Consider the following 17254-nt stretch of genomic DNA (forward strand, 5'->3'; position numbering starts at 1 on the left):
CAGAGCAGGAGAACAACACCATGGCATACAGCGACAAGGTCATCGACCACTACGAAAATCCCCGCAACGTTGGCTCGTTCGAAAAGGGTGACGAGTCGGTTGGCACCGGGATGGTGGGCGCCCCCGCTTGCGGCGACGTGATGAAGCTGCAAATCAAGGTCAACCCATCGACGGGCGTGATCGAGGACGCACGTTTCAAAACTTACGGCTGCGGTTCGGCCATTGCGTCGAGCTCGCTCGTGACCGAATGGGTGCGTGGCAAGACGCTCGACGAAGCACTGGACATCAAGAACACTCAGATCGCCGAAGAGCTGGCTTTGCCGCCGGTCAAGATCCACTGTTCGATCCTGGCGGAAGATGCCATCAAGGCAGCCGTCAACGATTACAAGGCCAAACATGCAAGCTGAACAAGCAACCGCCGGTTCGTGCACCAGTGGTCCTGGGACCGGGCCTCTGGCGGACATCGGTGAAGTCAATGCCAACATGACCGTCGGGTTGACCGAGGCAGCTGCGCGGCACATCCTGCGCTACCTGGGTCGTCGCGGCAAAGGCGTGGGCGTGCGTTTGGGCGTGAAAACCACCGGTTGTTCAGGCTTGGCGTACAAGATCGAGTTTGCTGACGAGATCGAGCCCGAAGACATCGTGTTCGAACAACTGGGTGTGAAGATTCTGGTGGACCCCAAGAGCCTGCCTTACATCGACGGGACCCAGTTGGACTTCGTCCGCGAAGGCCTGAACGAAGGTTTCAAGTTCAATAACCCCAACGAGCGTGATCGTTGTGGTTGCGGGGAATCTTTCCGAATCTGAGCCCGTTGGCACTGTGTGCCATCCTGGCAGATGAAGCCCCACCTCGATCGGTGGGGTTTCGCCTTTTGAATCGCCCATGAACATCGACGCCGACGACTTCACCCTCCTGGGTTTGAACAAAAGTTTTGCGCTGAACAAAAGCGACCTGGATGCGGCCTGGAAGGCCTTGCAGGCCCACGTTCACCCCGACCGTTTTGCGGCCGAAGGTGGTGCGGCCCAGCGTCTGGCCATGCAGTGGGCGGTGCGTGTCAACGAAGCCCACCAGCGTCTGAAAGACCCGCTCAAACGCGCCGCTTACCTGTGTGAGCTGGCCGGCGTGCCCGTTCAGTCAGAAAGCAATACCGCCATGCCCGGCGCCTTCCTCATGCAGCAAATGCAGTGGCGAGAGGCGCTGGAAGAGGCTGCGTCGGCCTCAGAGGTCGAAGCGTTGTCTGACGAGGTGCTGGCCGACCGCAAGGCGCGCCTGGCCTGCGTCACCCAATTGCTGGATGTGGACCAGAACGCCCAGCAGGCCGCGCAAGAAGTCCGCGCCCTCATGTTCATCGATCGCCTGCTGGAGGAGATCGATGCCCGACTCGAACGTTACGAAGACGCCAGCTGACCGATACTCCCGACCATGGCACTGCTGCAAATCTCCGAACCCGGTCAATCGGCCGATCCCCATCAGCGCCGCATCGCGGTGGGCATTGACTTGGGCACCACTCACTCCCTCGTGGCGTCGGTGCGCCACGGCTCTGCTGAATGCCTGCCCGACGAGCAGGGGCGCGTGATCCTGCCTTCGGCCGTTCGCTACATGGTGGATGCCAACGGTCAAACGCGCCGCCAGATTGGTTTCGACGCGTTGGCCGCTCAGGCCGAAGACCCGCTGAACACCATCGTGTCGGTGAAGCGTTTCATGGGCCGTCGCCTGGCCGACATCGCCGATGCAGGCCGTCTGCCTTATCAGTTTGAAGATCAGCCCGGCATGGTGGCCATTCGCACCGTGGCGGGTGTGAAGGCGCCCGTGGAGGTTTCGGCCGAAATTTTGGCTAGCCTGCGCCAGCGGGCCGAAGACACGTTCAACGATGATCTGTTTGGTGCGGTCATCACCGTGCCGGCCTACTTTGACGACGCTCAGCGTCAGGCCACGAAGGACGCGGCCCAAATGGCCGGCCTGAACGTGTTGCGCCTGCTCAATGAGCCCACGGCAGCGGCGATTGCCTACGGCCTGGATAACGGCGCAGAAGGTCTGTACGCCATCTATGACCTGGGCGGCGGCACGTTCGACATCTCCTTGCTGCAACTCAGCCGTGGCGTGTTTGAGGTGGTGGCCACCGGCGGCGATTCGGCGCTGGGTGGTGACGACTTCGACCACATCCTGGCCGAGTACGCGTTGGCCACAGCGCAAATGGAAGCGCCGACGCCGCAAGACAAGCGGACGGTGTTGGTGGCGGCTCGCCGCACGAAGGAAAAACTGTCCACGGACGGCAATGCGCACCTGTCGTGCGCGCTTTCTGGCGGCATGCTGTCCGTCACGATCACCCGAGAAAAACTGGCCGAGTTGGCCAAGCCCCTGATCGACAAGACGCTGGCCTCGGTCAAGCGCGTGCTGCGCGACGCCAAGGTCAAGGCCGATGAGGTCAAGGGGGTGGTCATGGTTGGGGGCTCCACCCGCATGCCCGCTGTGCGCGATGCAGTGGGTGGTTTCTTCGGTCAGCCCCCGCTCACCGACCTCAATCCGGACGAAGTGGTGGCCCTGGGTGCTGCCATTCAGGCCAACCTGCTGGCGGGCAACAACGCCCAAGGCGAGCACTTGCTGCTCGACGTCTTGCCCTTGTCTCTGGGCTTGGAAACCATGGGTGGTTTGGTCGAGCGTATCATTCCGCGCAACACCCCGATCCCTTGTGCCCGCGCGCAAGACTTCACCACCTTCAAGGATGGGCAGACGGCGCTCGCCGTGCATGTGGTGCAAGGCGAACGCGAGCAGGTTGAGCATTGCCGCTCCCTGGCGCGCTTTGAGTTGCGCGGTATTCCGCCCATGGCTGCGGGGGCTGCGCGCATCCGCGTGAGCTTCCAGGTGGATGCCGATGGCTTGCTGAGCGTGTCGGCCAAGGAACAGTTGTCGGGTGTGGAAGCCTCGGTGGTCGTCAAGCCCAGCTATGGCTTGAGCGATGACCAGGTGGCGCACATGCTGCGCGAAGGGTTCACCACCGCCGCCGCCGACATGAAAGACCGCGCTTTGCGTGAAGCCCGCGTCGAAGCCGAGCGCATGCTCGAAGCCACGCGCACGGCGCTGGCCGCCGATGGCGACCTGTTGTCGCCTGAACAGCGCGCCCACATCGACAGCCTGATGGCGCAAATCGGTCAACGCTGTGACCGGGGTGACCTGGAAGCGCTCGAGGCCGCCACCAAGGCCCTGGCCCAAGGGACCGAAGCCTTTGCCGCAGAACGCATGAACCGCAGCATCCGCCAGGCTTTGGCGGGGCGTCAACTCGATCAGATCTGATTCACTATGCCCATCATCAAGATCCTGCCTCACGCCACCCTGTGCCCCCAGGGCGTTGAAATCAAGGCGGCACCCGGCACCAGTATTTGCGAAGCCTTGCTGGAAAATCACATCGAGATCGAGCATGCCTGTGACATGAGCGCCGCCTGCACGACCTGTCACGTCATCGTTCGTGAAGGCTTCAACAGCCTCAACGAGATGGACGACACCGAAGAAGATTTGCTCGACCGCGCCTGGGGCCTGGAAGCCAATTCGCGCCTGAGTTGCCAGGCCATCGTGGCCGGCCAGGACCTGGTCGTGGAGATCCCGAAGTACACCATCAACCACGCACGCGAGAATCACTGATTCGCGAACGGAGTTGAAGCATGTCCCGTCAGATCTTTCTGGATACCGAAACCACCGGCCTGAGCCCGGATGCGGGGGACCGTATCGTCGAAATCGGCTGTGTGGAAATGGTCAACCGCCGCCTGACCGGACGGCATCTGCACTTCTACATCAACCCTGAACGGCCCAACAACGAAGAGGCGGTGCGGGTGCACGGCCTGACGGACGAGTTCCTGTCGGACAAGCCTACGTTTGCGGCGCTGGTCGATGAGATCCTGGAGTACTGCGCCGGCGCTGAAATCATCATCCACAACGCCGCGTTCGACGTGGGCTTTCTGGATGCCGAGTTGGCCCGCTGCGGCAAGGGCAAGTTCGGGGATCACATCTCCGGCGTGATCGACACCCTGCTGATGGCGCGGGAGATGTTCCCGGGCAAGTCAAACAACCTCGACGCGCTGTGTCGCCGCCTGGAAGTTGACAACTCGCACCGCACGTTGCACGGCGCCTTGATGGATGCCGAGTTGCTCGCCGAGGTCTACATCAACATGACCCGTGGGCAAGATGCACTGCTCATGGATGTGGAAGATGACAACGCGGCGACGGGTGCTGCAGGCGGGGATGCCATCAGCGTGGACCTGAGCAGCTTTCAGTTGCCGGTGATCCAGCCCTCGCAGCAGGAAGCAGAAGACTTTGCCAAAGCGTTGCAAGATCTCGACAAAGCAAGTGGCGGCAAAACTTTGTGGACAGCCATCCAAAATGTGCTATAGTTCAATTCTTCGCTGATCATCGCGACAAACAAATTGATCAGTGACCCGAACAAGTTTCGGGCGGTTAGCTCAGTGGTAGAGCACTGCCTTCACACGGCAGGGGTCGCAGGTTCGAACCCTGCACCGCCCACCAAATTAAGCCTCATGCAAAAGCATGGGGCTTTTTTGTTTTTGTCCCGCAAAGATGTAGCCGGCAACTTATCCACGTTTTCTGTGGATAAGCTTGTTGACTGCTACTGAGCAAACGGGCTCTGCAAGGCGGACCCCTCAATTTGCCTAAAAATGCAGCACGGCTGGCGTCTTGCTGTCGTGAGGCACAAAGACGTAACCTTGTCCTCGTACTGTTTGAATGTAGCGGGGCACATTGGGGTTGGGTTCAACCAGTTTGCGTAGCCGCATGATGGCTGCATCGACCGCACGAGGTGTGATCTCGCCTGGGCAACGACGCATGGCGTCCATCAGTTGCGGACGGCTGAGCGGTGTACTGGCGCTGTGGACCAGCGCATCCAGCAGCGCAAACTCCACAGGATTCAACGCACGGAAGCCTCGCGCACTTTGAAGGCCGCGTGCTTCGGGCTGAAACTGTTGTTCGCCCATTCGGATGGCGCCGACGTCGACCGTGGTGGCAGCATGAACTGCCTGAGCCATCCGCCTGAGTACCGCGCGGACGCGGGCCACCAATTCTCTGGGGGAGAACGGATGTGAGAGGCAGTCGTCGGCCCCCATCTCCAGACTCAGAATGCGCTCGAGTTCATCACTGCTGTCTGATATGCGGATGAACGGCAGATATCGGTGTTGCTCTCGCATCCGTTTGCATGCATCGATCCCGTTCATCTCTGGTGTGGTTCGACCCAAGATGAGCACATCTGGGCAGAGATCACTTTGTAGTGCGCTCGCGTGCAATGGGCTGGGGGCGCCGTGTGCGTCGAAGCCTTGGCCGACGAGGTAGTGCACCAATTGTTGGCGCTGAATCGTGTCTTGTTCGATCACGAACAGCCGAGTGCGGGAAGAGTGGGACGCCATGGTAACGATGTGCGCCGCCAAGCCAATCAAGGCGGATCGCACACCTATTTTAAAAATGTCTCCAATTTATTTTTTGCTGTATCCATGTCTTCACGTGGCTTTACCTATATGAAGAAGTGTGGCGAAGCATCCTCTTGATATGGGTGTGTGATGCTTTGTGATGTGCTGGTATTTGTAGTGTGTATAAGTATTTCCGCTTATTAATTGGTGGATTAAATCGGGCCTTACGATTGAATTGCTCATTTTATGTGTGACTAATATTCGCTCATCATTTTTGACGGAGGCTGGAAATGAGCTCGATCAAGAGTTTGGGTGGAAATCTTCAGGCGTATGGTTTGCTGCAGCGGCCAGGAACTTACGAAATCAATGCCAAGGAGTATGGGCCTGTGTTGGCGACGGCCATGGCTGGTGCGCAAGTGGTGGGGGAAACGGCGAGCGCTGTCGTCTCTCTGAGTGAGCGCGGTTATCAGGAAATGGCCAACGCGCTGGACTCAGCCGCGGATGCATCCGTGCATGCTTACGAGTCAGTCAAGAGTAGCGTGGAAAACGTTGCCGAGAGCATCGTGGACGGTGTGGAGTCGGCCGGGGAGGCCGTCACGGATTTTGCCGGCAATGTGGTGGATGGCATTGAAAATGCCGCCAGCAGCATCTGTGAGTACGCCGCAGAGGGTGTACGAACAGCGTGCAATGCGATTGATCTCATGGCCTGACCGCAGGGTTCGGAAGAGGAACGGGCGCCATGTGGAATTTATCGCGGGCTCACCTGTGTGGCTGGATCATCCTTTCGCCGGCGGGGCTGCTTGGATGTTCCATCGTGACACCTGCCCCCCTGATTGAGTTGGCCAAAGCCACAGGTGCTGCGGCCAGCACGATGGTCAGCGTGACGCCGAATGAGCCGGTGAATGTGGTTCAGAACGTGGCAGTGTCTCCCAAGTCCGTGTGCATTGAATATAACCCTGTTTGTCCTGTTGTAGATATATTGCCAGCCCTTCAGCAGGGATTGACGAAGAATGGCATATCGAGCAGGGTATATGAGCCTGGCACCCATTTTGGATATTGTAGATATTGGGTTAAGTACAGTGCTTCCATGGATTGGGGTACGCCGCTGATGAGTGATCAGCCGCAGTCTTATCTGACTGCTGCTCGGTTGACGCTGGCGAGTGATGCTGGGATTGTCTTGGCGTACGCCGAATATCGGCTGGGTGGGTTGATGCAGCCTGGAAAGTGGGCCTCTGTCTATCAAAAGATGGAGCCTGTGGTCAGGTCCTTGGTGTCGCAGGGTGGCCAACAATTGGCTGTGAAATAGTTTGAGGTGTTGTCATGAATACTGTTTTGATGCATGGATTTAAATGGCTTGCCAGCGTAGGGCCGTTGGTCATGATTGCGGCATGCAGCACGCCAGATCCCTATGTCACGGCGCCCGTGCAGGTGCCCGTTGCGCCGTCGCCCAACTACATCGAGCCCGTCAACACGGGGGCCATCTTTCAGCCGGGAATGCAGGCCGTGTCGTTGTTTTCCTCTGAAAGGAGGCCACATGCGATTGGCGATACCCTGAGGATTCAGATCGTCGAAAGCACCAAAGCGACCCGGGACCTGAATACCAGTACCAGCCGCGCCAACAAGGTGGCGTCCAAAGGCCCCGGCGGTGGTGGCGGAAAAGGCGGCTTGATCAACCGACTGCTGGACATTGATGCCGAGGCTTCTGGCAGCGACTCATTCAAGGGGGCAGGGAGTACAGACAACACCAGCACCTTGAATGCGGAAATCACCGCCTCAGTGATCAACGTCTTGCCCAACGGTCACTTGGCCGTGGCTGGCGAGAAGGGCGTGGCACTCAATGGCGGTGTCAGCACATTAAGGGTATCGGGGGTTGTGAATCCCCATGACATTGGTCCCGGCAACATCGTGTCGTCTGTCAATATGCTCAATGCCCGGTATGAGCTGGGCGGTCAAGGTGATGTATCTGACGCCGCCACCAGAAATTGGCTGCAACGCTTCCTGACCAAGCACATGACCATTTGGTGAGCCAGCGCAGCCACAACAGCCTGCTAAAGTCCGAAATCAGTCATTCATTGATCACGGACCAAAGCAGCACACCATGGGAAGCAAGACCGAACGTTTCTACAAGATCGAACTGATGATCCGCAATCGCGGGCAAGTCAGCTTTGAAGAAATGCTCACCGAGCTGGAAGTCTCTCGCGCCACGCTGAAGCGCGATCTTCAGTTCTTGCGTGACCGATTGGGCGCACCGATCGTTTATCACCGTGACGACAATGCCTATCGTCTGGACGAAGGCGATCACGGCGACAAGCATGAGCTGCCCGGCATGTGGTTTGATGAGCGTGAGCTGTATGCCATGTTGATGGCGCACCAGTTGCTGTCTCAGTTGGATCAGGACGGCACCCTGAGCCGGCACATGGCCCCGCTGCTGGATCGGATCTACCAACTGCTGGGGACCGATGCGACCCCCAGCAAGGATGTGATGCGCCGTGTGCGCATCATCAGCCCCGCGCGCCGCGCCGTGCCCGGTGTGGTCTTTGAGACGGTTGCTGCGGCATTGTTGGCGCGCAAGCGCTTGCATCTTCAGTACTTCACGCGCTCACGCAAGAAAGCGACTGAACGTGTGGTCTCGCCTCAGCGCCTGATCCACTACCGCAACACCTGGTATCTGGATGCGTGGTGCCATGAGTCCGACGAGCTGCGTCGCTTTGCACTGGACGCCATGGAGCAAGCCACGTTGCTGGACACCAAGGCCAAAGACCTGTCGCTCAAGCGCGTTGAGCAAGAGCTGGATGGCGGTTATGGCATCTTCGCTGGCAACCAGGTGAAGTGGGCCACACTGCAGTTCAGTGCCGATGTTACGCAATGGGTTCAGCGCGAGGAATGGCATCCAGAGCAGCGCTTGACGTCTCAGCCTGACGGCAGCTTGAAGATGGAGTTGCCCTTCGTGGATCAAACCGAGTTGGTCATGGACCTGATGCGCTTTGGCCCTGATGTGAAGGTCGTTTCGCCTGCCGGCTTGCGTCAGGCCGTGGTGGATCGCCTGGCACAAGCACAAGCACAGTACGCCAAACGTGCTTGATGCATGACTGACCATCGGGAGCTCGATGTGGTGACTTCACGCGCAGATCGCATATTGGCCATCGTGGCCTTGGCATTGCTGGGCATTGGCTGCGTGTTCGTGCTGTGGCCCTTCCTCAGTGCGCTGGCTTGGGCGGCCATCTTGGCGTCCACTTGCTGGGCGCCGATGCTGCGCTTGGATAAGGCATTCGGTGGTCGTCGCGCAATGGCAGCGGCAGCCATGACAGGTTTGATCACCTTGGTGTTGCTGGTGCCCGTCGTGGCCGTGGCTTTGGGCTTGGCTGACAACCTCAACGAATTGGGTCAGGCTGTCAGCCGCATCGTGGCCAATGGCCTGCCCGATGCGCCGGATTGGCTCAAAGATCTGCCCTTGATCGGGCAAGCCATGTTTGCTTACTGGCAAAAAATGGCCCACAACGGCAAGGTCTTGATGGCCGAACTCAACAAGGTGTCCGAGCCATTGCAAAGTATGGCCCTGACCGCCGGGCGCGTGGCCGGGAGAGGGGTGGTGGATGTGGCCCTGTCCGTGTTTTTGGCGTTCTTTCTTTTTCTGCACGGCGAGGCTTTGGCGTCCCGTGTCAGGGTGGCACTGGTGCGTCTCGCGGGGCATGCCCGTGCCGACTATCTGCTGGACCTGACCAAAGGCACCGTACATGGTGTGATCTACGGCATTCTGGGGACTGCCTTGGCGCAGGGACTGCTGGCGGCGATTGGCTTTCTGATTGCTGGCGTGCCAGGTGCCATGTTGCTGGGCGTGGCCACTTTTTTTGCTTCGGTGCTGCCGATCGGCCCCCCGTTGATCTGGGGTGGTGCCGCCATCTGGTTGTTTCAGCAACAAGAGGTGGGTTGGGCCATTTTCATGGCGGCCTGGGGCTTTTTCCTGGTCAGCACCGTCGACAACGTCATCAAACCGTTCATCATCAGCCGCGGCTCCAGTTTGCCGTTCGCCGTGGTGTTCATGGGGGTGCTGGGTGGGGTGCTGGCTTTCGGGGTGATTGGCGCATTTCTCGGCCCCACCTTGCTGGCGCTGGGATACCGCTTCATTGGTGAGTGGACCGCCGAATAAGCGCGTTACTCAAAGCGGCTGTGTGTGCCAATGCGGTGGGAGGGCCGGGCCCAAGGTTCGGTTTCCGGCCAAATGGAGTCGGTCGCTCCCTGTAGCAGTTGTTCGGGCGCAGGGGTACGGGCCACGACCCATGCAGTGATGCTGCGAGCCCCGGCTTCTCGCAACACGGCAGCCGCTTCGCTGAGCGTGGCGCCCGTGGTCAGCACATCGTCAACCAGCGCGATGTCACGCCCTTGGATTTGGCGGAGTGCTTCGGGGTTCATCACGAAGGCACCGCGGATCTGTTGACGGCGAGCCTCGGCATCCAGATTCATCAAGCGTTGTGTTTCATGCGTGCGCCGCAAGACATCCGGGTGGGCGGCCATGCCCTGTAAGCGGGCCAGGTGTCGTGCAATCAACCAAGCCTGGTTGTACCCGCGCTCTTGCTGTCGCTTGGCTGATAGCGGAATCGGCACAATCAAATCGACTGCATGGGGATGCTTGGACACCGCATCGTTGAGCAATCTGGCCAACATCGGTGCCAAGGCCGTGTCATCCATGAATTTCAGGCGCGCCAACAGCCCGGCCCAAGGGACGGCATAGTCCAGAGCGGCAATGGTGCGGTCAAACTCCGGAGGGGTTTCCTGGCAGGCCTGGCAAACCGAATCGTTGGCATGGTGGGGAAGCAGGATGGCGCATCGCGCGCACCGCATCCCCGGCTGACGCCAGCGCGTCAGGCACGGTTGACACACCAGCTCGGACTGCCAACTCTGACACAACCGGCATTGCGTCGGCAACGCCAGAAAAGATTTCAGACGAGACAGGCGAGAGGGTAAGTAAAGCCCATCGGTCGATGCGGTAGACATGGAATCAATATACTGGGACCCCCCGATCCATGGGTATCACCCGCAGTGGGGACTTACCCGCCCCATTACAGCGATGACCGAGAATCTTTCACGTTCTGTCAGTTCTTCTCTGCCTGCGTGCGCGCCACAGCCCGAGGCAATTGATCGCCAACTTCGACGGCTGGCGCTGCAGGCTCAGACGCCTTGGTTGCATGAAGAGGTGGCGCGACGCTTGGCCGCCAAGTTGGGTCCTATCCGGATCGAGCCCAAACGGTGGTTACACTGGTCTGCTCACGTCGGTGGGGGGGCTGAATGCGTGACCGAGCAGTATCCCAATGCACAGAAATGGATTGTTGAACCCCATGCGGCATTGGCGGATCGGATGCGTGCGTCGGTGTCTCAGCATGCGCGCCGAGACTGGCGCACCCTGTGGCGCAAGTCGGCCGAGGAAATTTTTCTGGAACCCGTGGGTGCGGATGCTCCTTGGACGGGCGCTGGGGTAGACATGTTGTGGGCCAACATGACCTTGCATGGCAGTGCCAACCTTCCCGACATGATGAGTCAGTGGCACAAACATCTGGCCGTCGGCGGTTTTTTGATGTGCTCGGGTTTGGGGCCCGACACGGCGCGAGAGTTGCGTCAGATGTATCAGCTGTTGGGATGGTCGCGGCCCACCATTGACTTCGTTGACATGCATGACCTGGGCGATGAACTGGCCAAGGCTGGTTTCACGGACCCCGTCATGGACATGGAGCGCTTGACGCTGACCTGGGCCTCACCTCAAGCCATGCTCGACGAAGTGCGCACGTGGGGGGGCAATGTCACGTGGGGCCGCTTTGCCGGATTGCGCACGCCACGGTGGCAGCGCCAACTCATTGATGCCATTCAGCAGCATCTTGGTCGGCCGGATGGGCGTGTGGGCTTGACCCTGGAGCTGATTTACGGGCACGCCATCAAAGGGGCGCCACGTGTCAAAGTTGAGGCTGAAACCCGTTTTTCTGTTCAGGACATGAAGCAAATGATCCGTCACAGTGACAAACGCTGAAAGTTTGCGCTGCATCGGTTTCCTGTTTGCTGGTGGCCGGTAAAGTCTCTGTCCGAGATCCAACCTTGTTCGACTCATTTCATGCACAAGTCACTGTTTGTCCTCTGCCGCCGCGCTTGGCTGGTGGCAGCCTGTTTGGGTTTGACGCTGTCGCTGGCTGCATGCGACCAGTGGTCTGCCCCCAAGCCGACCAGCGCGCTGAAGTTCAATGCGGTGGACATCACCGGGGCAGATTACGCCCGCCAACTTCAACTCAAAGACGTCGATGGGCATCCTCGCTCCTTGAGCGAGTTCAAAGGCAAGATTGTTTTTCTGTTCTTTGGCTACACCCAATGTCCCGACGTGTGTCCCACCACCATGGCCGAACTGGCCGAAGTGCGGCGTCGTCTGGGTGTAGATGCGTCGTTGGTGCAGGGGGTGTTCGTCTCCGTGGATCCTGAGCGGGATACGCCGCAGGTGCTGAAGGCGTATTTGCACAGCATGGACCCGACGTTTTTGGGCTTGACGGGCTCGCGAGAGGAAATCGACAAGGTCAGTCGCGAGTTCAAGATTTTTTATCAAAAGGTGCCCACCAAATCTGGCAGCTACACCATCGATCACACTGCCGGGGCATACGTGTTTGATACCACCGGGCAGGTGAGACTGTTTGCCCGCTATGGCATGGGCGCTGACGCGTTGACGGCCGACATCAAGCAGTTACTGCCTGTCCATCCGCCCGTCAACGCATCGGCCCCGTCGGCCGCAAATCAAGCCGCCAGCAGCGAAAAGCTCTGACGGCCGCTCCACGCTTCGTCCGGTCCCAGGGTGACCGGCTTGAGTACCTGTGCTGCTTCGATGCACAGCATGTGCTGCCACCCCTCGGCAGGCATGTCGGGCAGCGCTGCGCACTTCTCGGGGCCGGGATTCCAGATGACCGTGTCCGAGAAGCCTGCGCTCTCGATGCTCAAGCGTCGAGGTCCGTCACGGAGTAACAAGTCCCGGGTGTGCGCATAGATGCGATCCACTTCACCATGGAAACGTTTTTCCGGGTGATCTTCCAGGGTTTCTCCGCCCACCACGCGGTCTTCGTAGCGGCAGCCCTCCAGCCCTTGCAGGCGAACATGGGACAGTTCCGAGACGCCCAGGTAGGTGTGCAGCGCGGCGGCAAAAGACCAGCGACTCTCACCCGGGTTGTGGGCGTACAGCTCCAAATCCAGGCGACCCGCCCCCACGGAGATGGTGAGCTCCAAAGTAAATGCGTGTGGCCAGATGGCGCGTGTCTCGGCGCTATCGTCCAGCACCAGGGTCAGCAAGGCGCAGTCCTTGTCTCGACGGCTGCTCTCGACGGTCCAACGACGCGTCCGAGCAAAGCCATGTCGCGGCAGGCAGGTGTCCGGGCCGCGAAGCTCGAATTGCGGAAAAATCACGGGAACCCCACCGCGCACAGCCTTGCCCTCGCCAGTCACAGCTTTGGGGGAAAGGTAAAGCTGCTCCTCGCCACCCGCAGGCACCCAAGACACCACCTGTGCGCCGTGCAGCAACACGGTGGCGTGGGCTCCGTCTGCGGCTTGCACGCGCACGGCGGGCTCGCCCAATACTTCCAATGTTTCAAAAATCAGGTTTTCACTCATGCCGTGAGTATCCATCCTTCAACAGGGTCGACACACGTGGGCAGGCCCCACAAAGGATGACCTTGTTGATGCTGAACCAACGCCCAGGCCGCTTGCATCATGCACATCACGGCATCCAGCTGATCGCCTTTGTGATCTGCTGCCAACCGATCTCGTTGGGCTGGCGTCATTTTCAGACGCAGGCCAAGGCGGCTGTGTCCCGCCTCCAGTGCATCCAGGATGGTCAGTCTGGCCACGAGTCGGTCAGCATGGTCTGTTGATTCGTTTTTATAGCTGCGCCGACCAATCAGTTCATGGGCCAGAAAGCCGGGATAGGCCTCCAGTGCGATCGCATGGTCTCGACCTGCTCGCATTGCAGGGATGCTGACATCGGCTTGAACCAGGCGCCAGAACCCTTCAAAGTACATCTTGCCAACGGGCACGTACCTTGTCTGCAGCGGACTGGTGCTGGTGACGCCTGGTATGGCCTGATCGGTCGGACGATGTGGCAATTTGCTGCCGGGGGCACGTTCTGTGTGCCACGTGGTTCCCCACTCGTCGATCAAGGTCTGAAAACCGGCTCGGTTGACGCAGTAGCGCCGCAAGGCACTGATCAGCCGGTCACATTCGGGGCGAGCCGATGCGGGCGCCTGCAGCTTGTCTCGAAGGTCTTGTGGGCCATGCGTCCATAGGGCATTCACGAAAGATCGTGGTAAACCAAACGGGAAATCGCACCCCATCACAAAGTTGCCAGCCTCGCTCAGATGGGTTGCCAACTTTTCAAGCGTGTCCAGCTCTGACACACCCGCCAAGCGAACCACACTGCCATGCACGGCGCCTTGCGCCAAGGTCAACGGCTTGCGCTGACTGGGGGCACAACTGAAATCCAGCCCAAAGAGCCGGGGTGAATCCGCCGTCAATTGGAGCGACTGATGATGGAGGCTGTTGCCAGCAACTCATCCAGCAAAGCCATGGCTGCGTCGCCTGACACGGCATAGGGGTCCAGCACAGCGCGTTCCGAATACTTCAGCAGGATGGACGGGTTGACGCGCTCCAGATTCACCTGGCCCATGGTCCACCCAGCGAAGTGACGCTCGGTGATCTCGTCGTACTTCAGCAGAATCACGTCCTTGTGGCGTGCGTCGGCACAGATACGACGGTACAGCGCATTCACCGTGTCGCGCCCCCCCTCCAGCACCTGCATGAAGATGTCGCCACTGTGGCACAGCAAGCCGGTAATCCCCAGAGCCGGGTTGGTCTTGCGAGAGGTGGCGAGGATGGCGTCAATGACGTCGGGCGTCATCACGTCGGCGCTGCGACTTGCGTACAGCAGGCGAACCAGCATGGCATCAGCCTTTCTTATGGTTGACCAGAGAGAGGAATTCTCGGCGCAGGTGCGGGTCTTTCAGGAAAGAACCACGCATCACGCTGTTGATCATTTTCGAGTCCATGTCTTTGACACCACGCCAATGCATGCAGAAATGATCCGCCTCCATGACCACGGCCAGACCGTCCGGGTTCATGCGCTGCTGCAGCACGTCGGCCACTTGGGTCACGGCTTCTTCCTGGATTTGAGGGCGGCTCATGATCCAGTCAATCAGCCGCGCATACTTGGACAGCCCAATGAGGTTGGAGTGCTCATTGGGCATGATGCCGATCCACACCCGACCCATGATGGGACACAAATGGTGTGAACAAGCACTGCGAACGGTGATCGGTCCCACGATCATCAACTCGTTGAGTCGTTCCACATTGGGGAATTCTGTGACCGGCGGTGCGGGTTGATAGCGGCCGCGAAAGATCTCATTGAGATACATCTTGGCCACACGTCGCGCGGTATCTTGCGTGTTGTGGTCGCTTTCAGTGTCGATCACGAGGCTGGACAGAACGCTGTGCATCTTGGTCTGAACTTCGTCCAGCAGTGCATCCAGTTCACCGGGCTCGATGAATTCGGCAATGTTGTCGTTGGCGTGAAAACGCTTGTGGGCCGCTTTGATTCGCTCGCGAATCTTGACGGACACCGGCACACCATCCGGAGAGTCGGTGTGATCGGGCAGAGAGTTGGAAGAAGTCATGTCGCGTCCTGGGGGCAGGGCCTCTTACAGATAAAAGGCATCCTAGCGCGCCAGCCGACATTTTGCCTGTGAGCGCACCCGTTTCCCTGCCCGAAACAGGGATGCCGTCACAGAGTCAGTGACTATCGCTGCAAACACTCGCGCCAGCGTGCTGAACGCAATACCTGGCTCGGCATGCTGAGGCGGCTGCCTCCACCAGTGCGGTGCAGCGCTGCCATGCGGCTTCGCTGGATGTGTGCTCCCCCGGCTTGCGGTGGTTGCTGTGCGCAAACATGGCTTCCAGCAGTGCCACATCGTCGTCCGCATGTTTGCGCTTGGCTTGCTTCATGGTCGATGGTGGCTTGCTGCTGGGGTGCACGGCCATTGCCTCGGTCCGCGCAGAGGGCGACGTGGGCACCGTCTCGTGTGTGGCGTTGGCGGGCGTCGAGGGGCCGGATGCCGCTGAGCCCACCGCTTCAATGATCTCGATGGTGGCGACCTGATCTGCCTGCCGGTGCGGCGCTGATGGTGCCGGATGCGCAGTGGATGCGGCTGTGGCAGCGCGATGGGGTGGCGCGACGTTGGGGGCATCAGGATGACCCTCCTGGATCACCATGGCAAAACTGGCCAAGACACTCACAATTCCCACCAACATCAGTGCGAGCAGGACTTTGGATTGCCAGGAGTGACCTTTGTGGCGGCGCTTTGATCGTGCAGTTGACCCACCCCGTCTGGACGATCGACGGGACGATTCCAGCGTCGATAGAATGCGCACGCTTTGAAGCTCATCGACCGCGCCTGACGTCCCTGTGTCCATGCCTGCAAACAGGCTGGGTCGGTCCAGCGACGGCTGTTCAGGTGGGATGGGGCGCGCGGTGTGTAGAGGCAAAAGATTGCCTTGGCCATGGCTCACGCCTGACTCCCTGTTTTTTGTTGATCGGCGCATTCTATGGACGACCGATCTGCTGTCCATACCGCAATTGGCGGGGTTGCAAACAATCGTTACAGCATCATGCAAGCTGCCTGGGTTCTCCTGTTGTTCATGGTCGGTGGGGTTGGCCTAGGCATGGTGACCTTTTCAGAGATGCGTGACTGGATGTGGCAGACCTGTTCTGGTCGGTTGCTTGTGGCACGGAAACGTACCATCTTGGTAACGGGGGGTGTGGTGGCTTTGGCCTTGCCGGTGTGTCTGGCGCTGTCGTGGGGTGCATGGGGGAGGCGTTCGATCGACGGGTTTGATGACCGCGTGGAGCCTGCCAACACGCAGGTCGCACATTTGCTGCAAGGCGAACATCTGGTGCCGCCACCGCCGCTCCCTCCTGGAGCGTTCCAGTCAGCCGAGGTCGAGACGTCTCGCCCCTTGCTCGCATCGGCAGATCGCCGTTGGGATCAGATGGATCCAGAGTTTGTTCAGATGCTGCTACTGGCTTTCAAGATCATGAAAGACGAGCATGGCTATGACATGGCCTTGCTGGAAGGCTGGCGGAGCCCCGAGCGACAAGCGATGCTGGCTCAGAAGGGGACCCACGTCACCATGGCTGGTGCTTGGCAGAGTTACCACCAGTATGGTGTGGCGGCCGATTGCGCGTTTTTCAAAGAAGGCAAGCTAGTCATCTCCGAGCGAGATCCCTGGGCGATGCGTGGCTATGCACTCTATGGTCAAGTGGCCGAACGTCTGGGGCTGACGTGGGGTGGGCGTTGGCAGTTGCAAGACTTTGGGCATGTCGAGTGGCGCAAGCCCGGCATCAAGGCAGCCATGCATGCTGCACGTAACCCTTGAGTGCAGACGACACACTTCGTAACGTCATCTCCCCAATAGCGGGGGAGACGCTCATGCCCTCCGAACCTTAGACTGCGCCCGCACTCACAACGATTGGGTGCGTGACCTATAAGCAGCAGGGAGTGAGGCCATGGGCCGACCATTCATTGTCCTGGGGGACACGACCAGTCACGGCGGTACGGTCGTTGGGGCATCTGGTACGACCGGTACACATGGCAAGCGCATCGCGCGTGTGGGAGATCAGGTGACCTGCCCCAAGCGCAGCCACGGCACCACTGTCATTGTTTCCGGTGACCCAACCATGCTCATTGACGGCCAACCGGCCGCCCGTCATGGCGACATGTGTGCCTGTGGTGCCACCTTGATCTCGGCGCAAGCCGTTTCCACCGCCAACTGACTCCCTCGCTGT

22 protein-coding genes and 1 tRNA gene are annotated in these 17254 nt (G+C 59.6%); 16 read left to right on the top strand and 7 right to left on the bottom strand.

Annotation, left to right across the window (positions count from 1 at the left end):
• The first annotated feature begins 20 nt into the window (after positions 1-20).
• From iscU to ACOYNB_RS04920, 7 genes are all read left to right on the top strand, one after another.
• Positions 21-407, top strand: coding sequence for a Fe-S cluster assembly scaffold IscU (gene iscU / locus ACOYNB_RS04890; protein ID WP_422838006.1), 387 nt, complete (start codon positions 21-23; stop codon positions 405-407).
• Between the two features lie 76 nt (positions 408-483).
• Positions 484-807 carry an iron-sulfur cluster assembly protein IscA gene (gene iscA / locus ACOYNB_RS04895; RefSeq protein ID WP_374258986.1) on the top strand — a complete coding sequence of 108 codons (324 nt, stop codon included), beginning with the start codon at positions 484-486 and terminating at the stop codon, positions 805-807.
• Positions 808-883: 76 nt separating this feature from the next.
• Positions 884-1408, top strand: a complete 525-nt coding sequence (hscB, locus tag ACOYNB_RS04900) for a Fe-S protein assembly co-chaperone HscB (RefSeq protein ID WP_422838007.1) — start codon at positions 884-886, stop codon at positions 1406-1408.
• A gap of 15 nt (positions 1409-1423) precedes the next feature.
• The gene (gene hscA, locus ACOYNB_RS04905; RefSeq protein WP_422838009.1) at positions 1424-3292 is read left to right on the top strand and encodes a Fe-S protein assembly chaperone HscA; all 1869 of its coding nucleotides are present in this window, start codon (positions 1424-1426) and stop codon (positions 3290-3292) included.
• Positions 3293-3298: 6 nt separating this feature from the next.
• The gene (fdx, locus tag ACOYNB_RS04910; protein WP_420816268.1) at positions 3299-3637 is read left to right on the top strand and encodes an ISC system 2Fe-2S type ferredoxin; all 339 of its coding nucleotides are present in this window, start codon (positions 3299-3301) and stop codon (positions 3635-3637) included.
• Between the two features lie 20 nt (positions 3638-3657).
• Positions 3658-4383, top strand: coding sequence for a DNA polymerase III subunit epsilon (gene dnaQ, locus ACOYNB_RS04915; RefSeq protein ID WP_422838010.1), 726 nt, complete (start codon positions 3658-3660; stop codon positions 4381-4383).
• Between the two features lie 58 nt (positions 4384-4441).
• Positions 4442-4516, top strand: a tRNA-Val gene (locus tag ACOYNB_RS04920).
• Between the two features lie 143 nt (positions 4517-4659).
• Here ACOYNB_RS04920 and ACOYNB_RS04925 read toward each other — a convergent pair.
• The gene (locus ACOYNB_RS04925) at positions 4660-5406 is read right to left on the bottom strand and encodes a winged helix-turn-helix domain-containing protein (RefSeq protein WP_422838011.1); all 747 of its coding nucleotides are present in this window, start codon (positions 5404-5406) and stop codon (positions 4660-4662) included.
• Positions 5407-5696: 290 nt separating this feature from the next.
• On the opposite strand from ACOYNB_RS04925, the gene ACOYNB_RS04930 reads away from it, so the two are divergent.
• The 5 genes from ACOYNB_RS04930 to ACOYNB_RS04950 all read left to right on the top strand — a co-directional run bounded on the left by ACOYNB_RS04930 (position 5697) and on the right by ACOYNB_RS04950 (position 9553).
• Positions 5697-6116: a hypothetical protein gene (locus ACOYNB_RS04930; RefSeq protein ID WP_422838012.1), complete on the top strand. Its 420-nt coding sequence runs from the start codon at positions 5697-5699 to the stop codon at positions 6114-6116.
• 29 nt (positions 6117-6145) lie between these two features.
• On the top strand, positions 6146-6712 hold the full coding sequence (locus tag ACOYNB_RS04935; protein ID WP_422838013.1) for a cell division protein FtsI: 567 nt from the start codon (positions 6146-6148) through the stop codon (positions 6710-6712).
• A 14-nt stretch (positions 6713-6726) separates the two neighbouring features.
• On the top strand, positions 6727-7431 hold the full coding sequence (locus ACOYNB_RS04940) for a flagellar basal body L-ring protein FlgH (protein ID WP_422838014.1): 705 nt from the start codon (positions 6727-6729) through the stop codon (positions 7429-7431).
• 73 nt (positions 7432-7504) lie between these two features.
• Positions 7505-8488: a helix-turn-helix transcriptional regulator gene (locus ACOYNB_RS04945; RefSeq protein ID WP_422838015.1), complete on the top strand. Its 984-nt coding sequence runs from the start codon at positions 7505-7507 to the stop codon at positions 8486-8488.
• A gap of 3 nt (positions 8489-8491) precedes the next feature.
• On the top strand, positions 8492-9553 hold the full coding sequence (locus ACOYNB_RS04950; protein ID WP_422838016.1) for an AI-2E family transporter: 1062 nt from the start codon (positions 8492-8494) through the stop codon (positions 9551-9553).
• Between the two features lie 5 nt (positions 9554-9558).
• On the opposite strand, the gene ACOYNB_RS04955 is transcribed toward ACOYNB_RS04950, so the two are convergent.
• Positions 9559-10398: a ComF family protein gene (locus ACOYNB_RS04955; protein WP_422838017.1), complete on the bottom strand. Its 840-nt coding sequence runs from the start codon at positions 10396-10398 to the stop codon at positions 9559-9561.
• A 73-nt stretch (positions 10399-10471) separates the two neighbouring features.
• Here ACOYNB_RS04955 and ACOYNB_RS04960 point away from each other — a divergent pair, with 73 nt between their 5' ends.
• Together ACOYNB_RS04960 and ACOYNB_RS04965 are read left to right on the top strand one after the other, a co-directional pair.
• Complete coding sequence (locus ACOYNB_RS04960) at positions 10472-11422, top strand: biotin synthase (protein ID WP_422838018.1); 951 nt, start codon at positions 10472-10474, stop codon at positions 11420-11422.
• A gap of 81 nt (positions 11423-11503) precedes the next feature.
• Positions 11504-12196 carry an SCO family protein gene (locus ACOYNB_RS04965; protein WP_422838019.1) on the top strand — a complete coding sequence of 231 codons (693 nt, stop codon included), beginning with the start codon at positions 11504-11506 and terminating at the stop codon, positions 12194-12196.
• Here ACOYNB_RS04965 and ACOYNB_RS04970 read toward each other — a convergent pair.
• From ACOYNB_RS04970 to ACOYNB_RS04990, 5 genes are all read right to left on the bottom strand, one after another.
• Entirely contained in the window at positions 12169-13032 is an 864-nt protein-coding gene (locus ACOYNB_RS04970; protein WP_422838020.1) for a D-hexose-6-phosphate mutarotase, read from the bottom strand. The two genes, ACOYNB_RS04965 and ACOYNB_RS04970, sit on opposite strands and share 28 nt — an antisense overlap.
• On the bottom strand, positions 13029-13931 hold the full coding sequence (locus ACOYNB_RS04975; RefSeq protein WP_422838021.1) for a DUF429 domain-containing protein: 903 nt from the start codon (positions 13929-13931) through the stop codon (positions 13029-13031). Before ACOYNB_RS04975 ends, ACOYNB_RS04970 begins: the two co-directional genes overlap by 4 nt.
• Entirely contained in the window at positions 13928-14356 is a 429-nt protein-coding gene (locus tag ACOYNB_RS04980) for a BLUF domain-containing protein (protein WP_422838022.1), read from the bottom strand. The genes ACOYNB_RS04975 and ACOYNB_RS04980 overlap by 4 nt, the downstream gene beginning before the upstream one ends.
• 4 nt (positions 14357-14360) lie before the next feature.
• Positions 14361-15086: a GTP cyclohydrolase I gene (folE, locus tag ACOYNB_RS04985; protein WP_422838023.1), complete on the bottom strand. Its 726-nt coding sequence runs from the start codon at positions 15084-15086 to the stop codon at positions 14361-14363.
• A gap of 115 nt (positions 15087-15201) precedes the next feature.
• Entirely contained in the window at positions 15202-15696 is a 495-nt protein-coding gene (locus ACOYNB_RS04990) for a hypothetical protein (RefSeq protein ID WP_422838024.1), read from the bottom strand.
• Positions 15697-16191: 495 nt separating this feature from the next.
• On the opposite strand from ACOYNB_RS04990, the gene ACOYNB_RS04995 reads away from it, so the two are divergent.
• Both ACOYNB_RS04995 and ACOYNB_RS05000 read left to right on the top strand, forming a co-directional pair.
• The gene (locus tag ACOYNB_RS04995) at positions 16192-16845 is read left to right on the top strand and encodes a M15 family metallopeptidase (protein WP_422838025.1); all 654 of its coding nucleotides are present in this window, start codon (positions 16192-16194) and stop codon (positions 16843-16845) included.
• A 130-nt stretch (positions 16846-16975) separates the two neighbouring features.
• Positions 16976-17242 carry a PAAR domain-containing protein gene (locus ACOYNB_RS05000; protein ID WP_422838026.1) on the top strand — a complete coding sequence of 89 codons (267 nt, stop codon included), beginning with the start codon at positions 16976-16978 and terminating at the stop codon, positions 17240-17242.
• Positions 17243-17254 lie beyond the last annotated feature (12 nt).

Origin of the sequence: Aquabacterium sp. (assembly GCF_049317225.1) — a bacterium.
Classification (GTDB): Bacteria; Pseudomonadota; Gammaproteobacteria; order Burkholderiales; family Burkholderiaceae_C; genus Aquabacterium.

Bases quoted from the DNA above. Each gene is read 5' to 3' on its own strand.
- ACOYNB_RS04950 (WP_422838016.1), top strand. From the start codon at position 8,492: ATGACTGACCATCGGGAGCTCGATGTGGTGACTTCACGCGCAGATCGC.
- dnaQ (WP_422838010.1), top strand. From the start codon at position 3,658: ATGTCCCGTCAGATCTTTCTGGATACCGAAACCACCGGCCTGAGCCCG.
- hscA (WP_422838009.1), top strand. From the start codon at position 1,424: ATGGCACTGCTGCAAATCTCCGAACCCGGTCAATCGGCCGATCCCCAT.
- folE (WP_422838023.1), bottom strand. From the start codon at position 15,086: ATGACTTCTTCCAACTCTCTGCCCGATCACACCGACTCTCCGGATGGT.
- ACOYNB_RS04940 (WP_422838014.1), top strand. From the start codon at position 6,727: ATGAATACTGTTTTGATGCATGGATTTAAATGGCTTGCCAGCGTAGGG.
- fdx (WP_420816268.1), top strand. From the start codon at position 3,299: ATGCCCATCATCAAGATCCTGCCTCACGCCACCCTGTGCCCCCAGGGC.
- ACOYNB_RS05000 (WP_422838026.1), top strand. From the start codon at position 16,976: ATGGGCCGACCATTCATTGTCCTGGGGGACACGACCAGTCACGGCGGT.
- ACOYNB_RS04945 (WP_422838015.1), top strand. From the start codon at position 7,505: ATGGGAAGCAAGACCGAACGTTTCTACAAGATCGAACTGATGATCCGC.
- ACOYNB_RS04955 (WP_422838017.1), bottom strand. From the start codon at position 10,398: ATGTCTACCGCATCGACCGATGGGCTTTACTTACCCTCTCGCCTGTCT.
- ACOYNB_RS04970 (WP_422838020.1), bottom strand. From the start codon at position 13,032: ATGAGTGAAAACCTGATTTTTGAAACATTGGAAGTATTGGGCGAGCCC.
- ACOYNB_RS04930 (WP_422838012.1), top strand. From the start codon at position 5,697: ATGAGCTCGATCAAGAGTTTGGGTGGAAATCTTCAGGCGTATGGTTTG.
- ACOYNB_RS04960 (WP_422838018.1), top strand. From the start codon at position 10,472: ATGACCGAGAATCTTTCACGTTCTGTCAGTTCTTCTCTGCCTGCGTGC.
- ACOYNB_RS04965 (WP_422838019.1), top strand. From the start codon at position 11,504: ATGCACAAGTCACTGTTTGTCCTCTGCCGCCGCGCTTGGCTGGTGGCA.
- ACOYNB_RS04935 (WP_422838013.1), top strand. From the start codon at position 6,146: ATGTGGAATTTATCGCGGGCTCACCTGTGTGGCTGGATCATCCTTTCG.
- ACOYNB_RS04925 (WP_422838011.1), bottom strand. From the start codon at position 5,406: ATGGCGTCCCACTCTTCCCGCACTCGGCTGTTCGTGATCGAACAAGAC.
- iscU (WP_422838006.1), top strand. From the start codon at position 21: ATGGCATACAGCGACAAGGTCATCGACCACTACGAAAATCCCCGCAAC.
- hscB (WP_422838007.1), top strand. From the start codon at position 884: ATGAACATCGACGCCGACGACTTCACCCTCCTGGGTTTGAACAAAAGT.
- ACOYNB_RS04980 (WP_422838022.1), bottom strand. From the start codon at position 14,356: ATGCTGGTTCGCCTGCTGTACGCAAGTCGCAGCGCCGACGTGATGACG.
- iscA (WP_374258986.1), top strand. From the start codon at position 484: ATGACCGTCGGGTTGACCGAGGCAGCTGCGCGGCACATCCTGCGCTAC.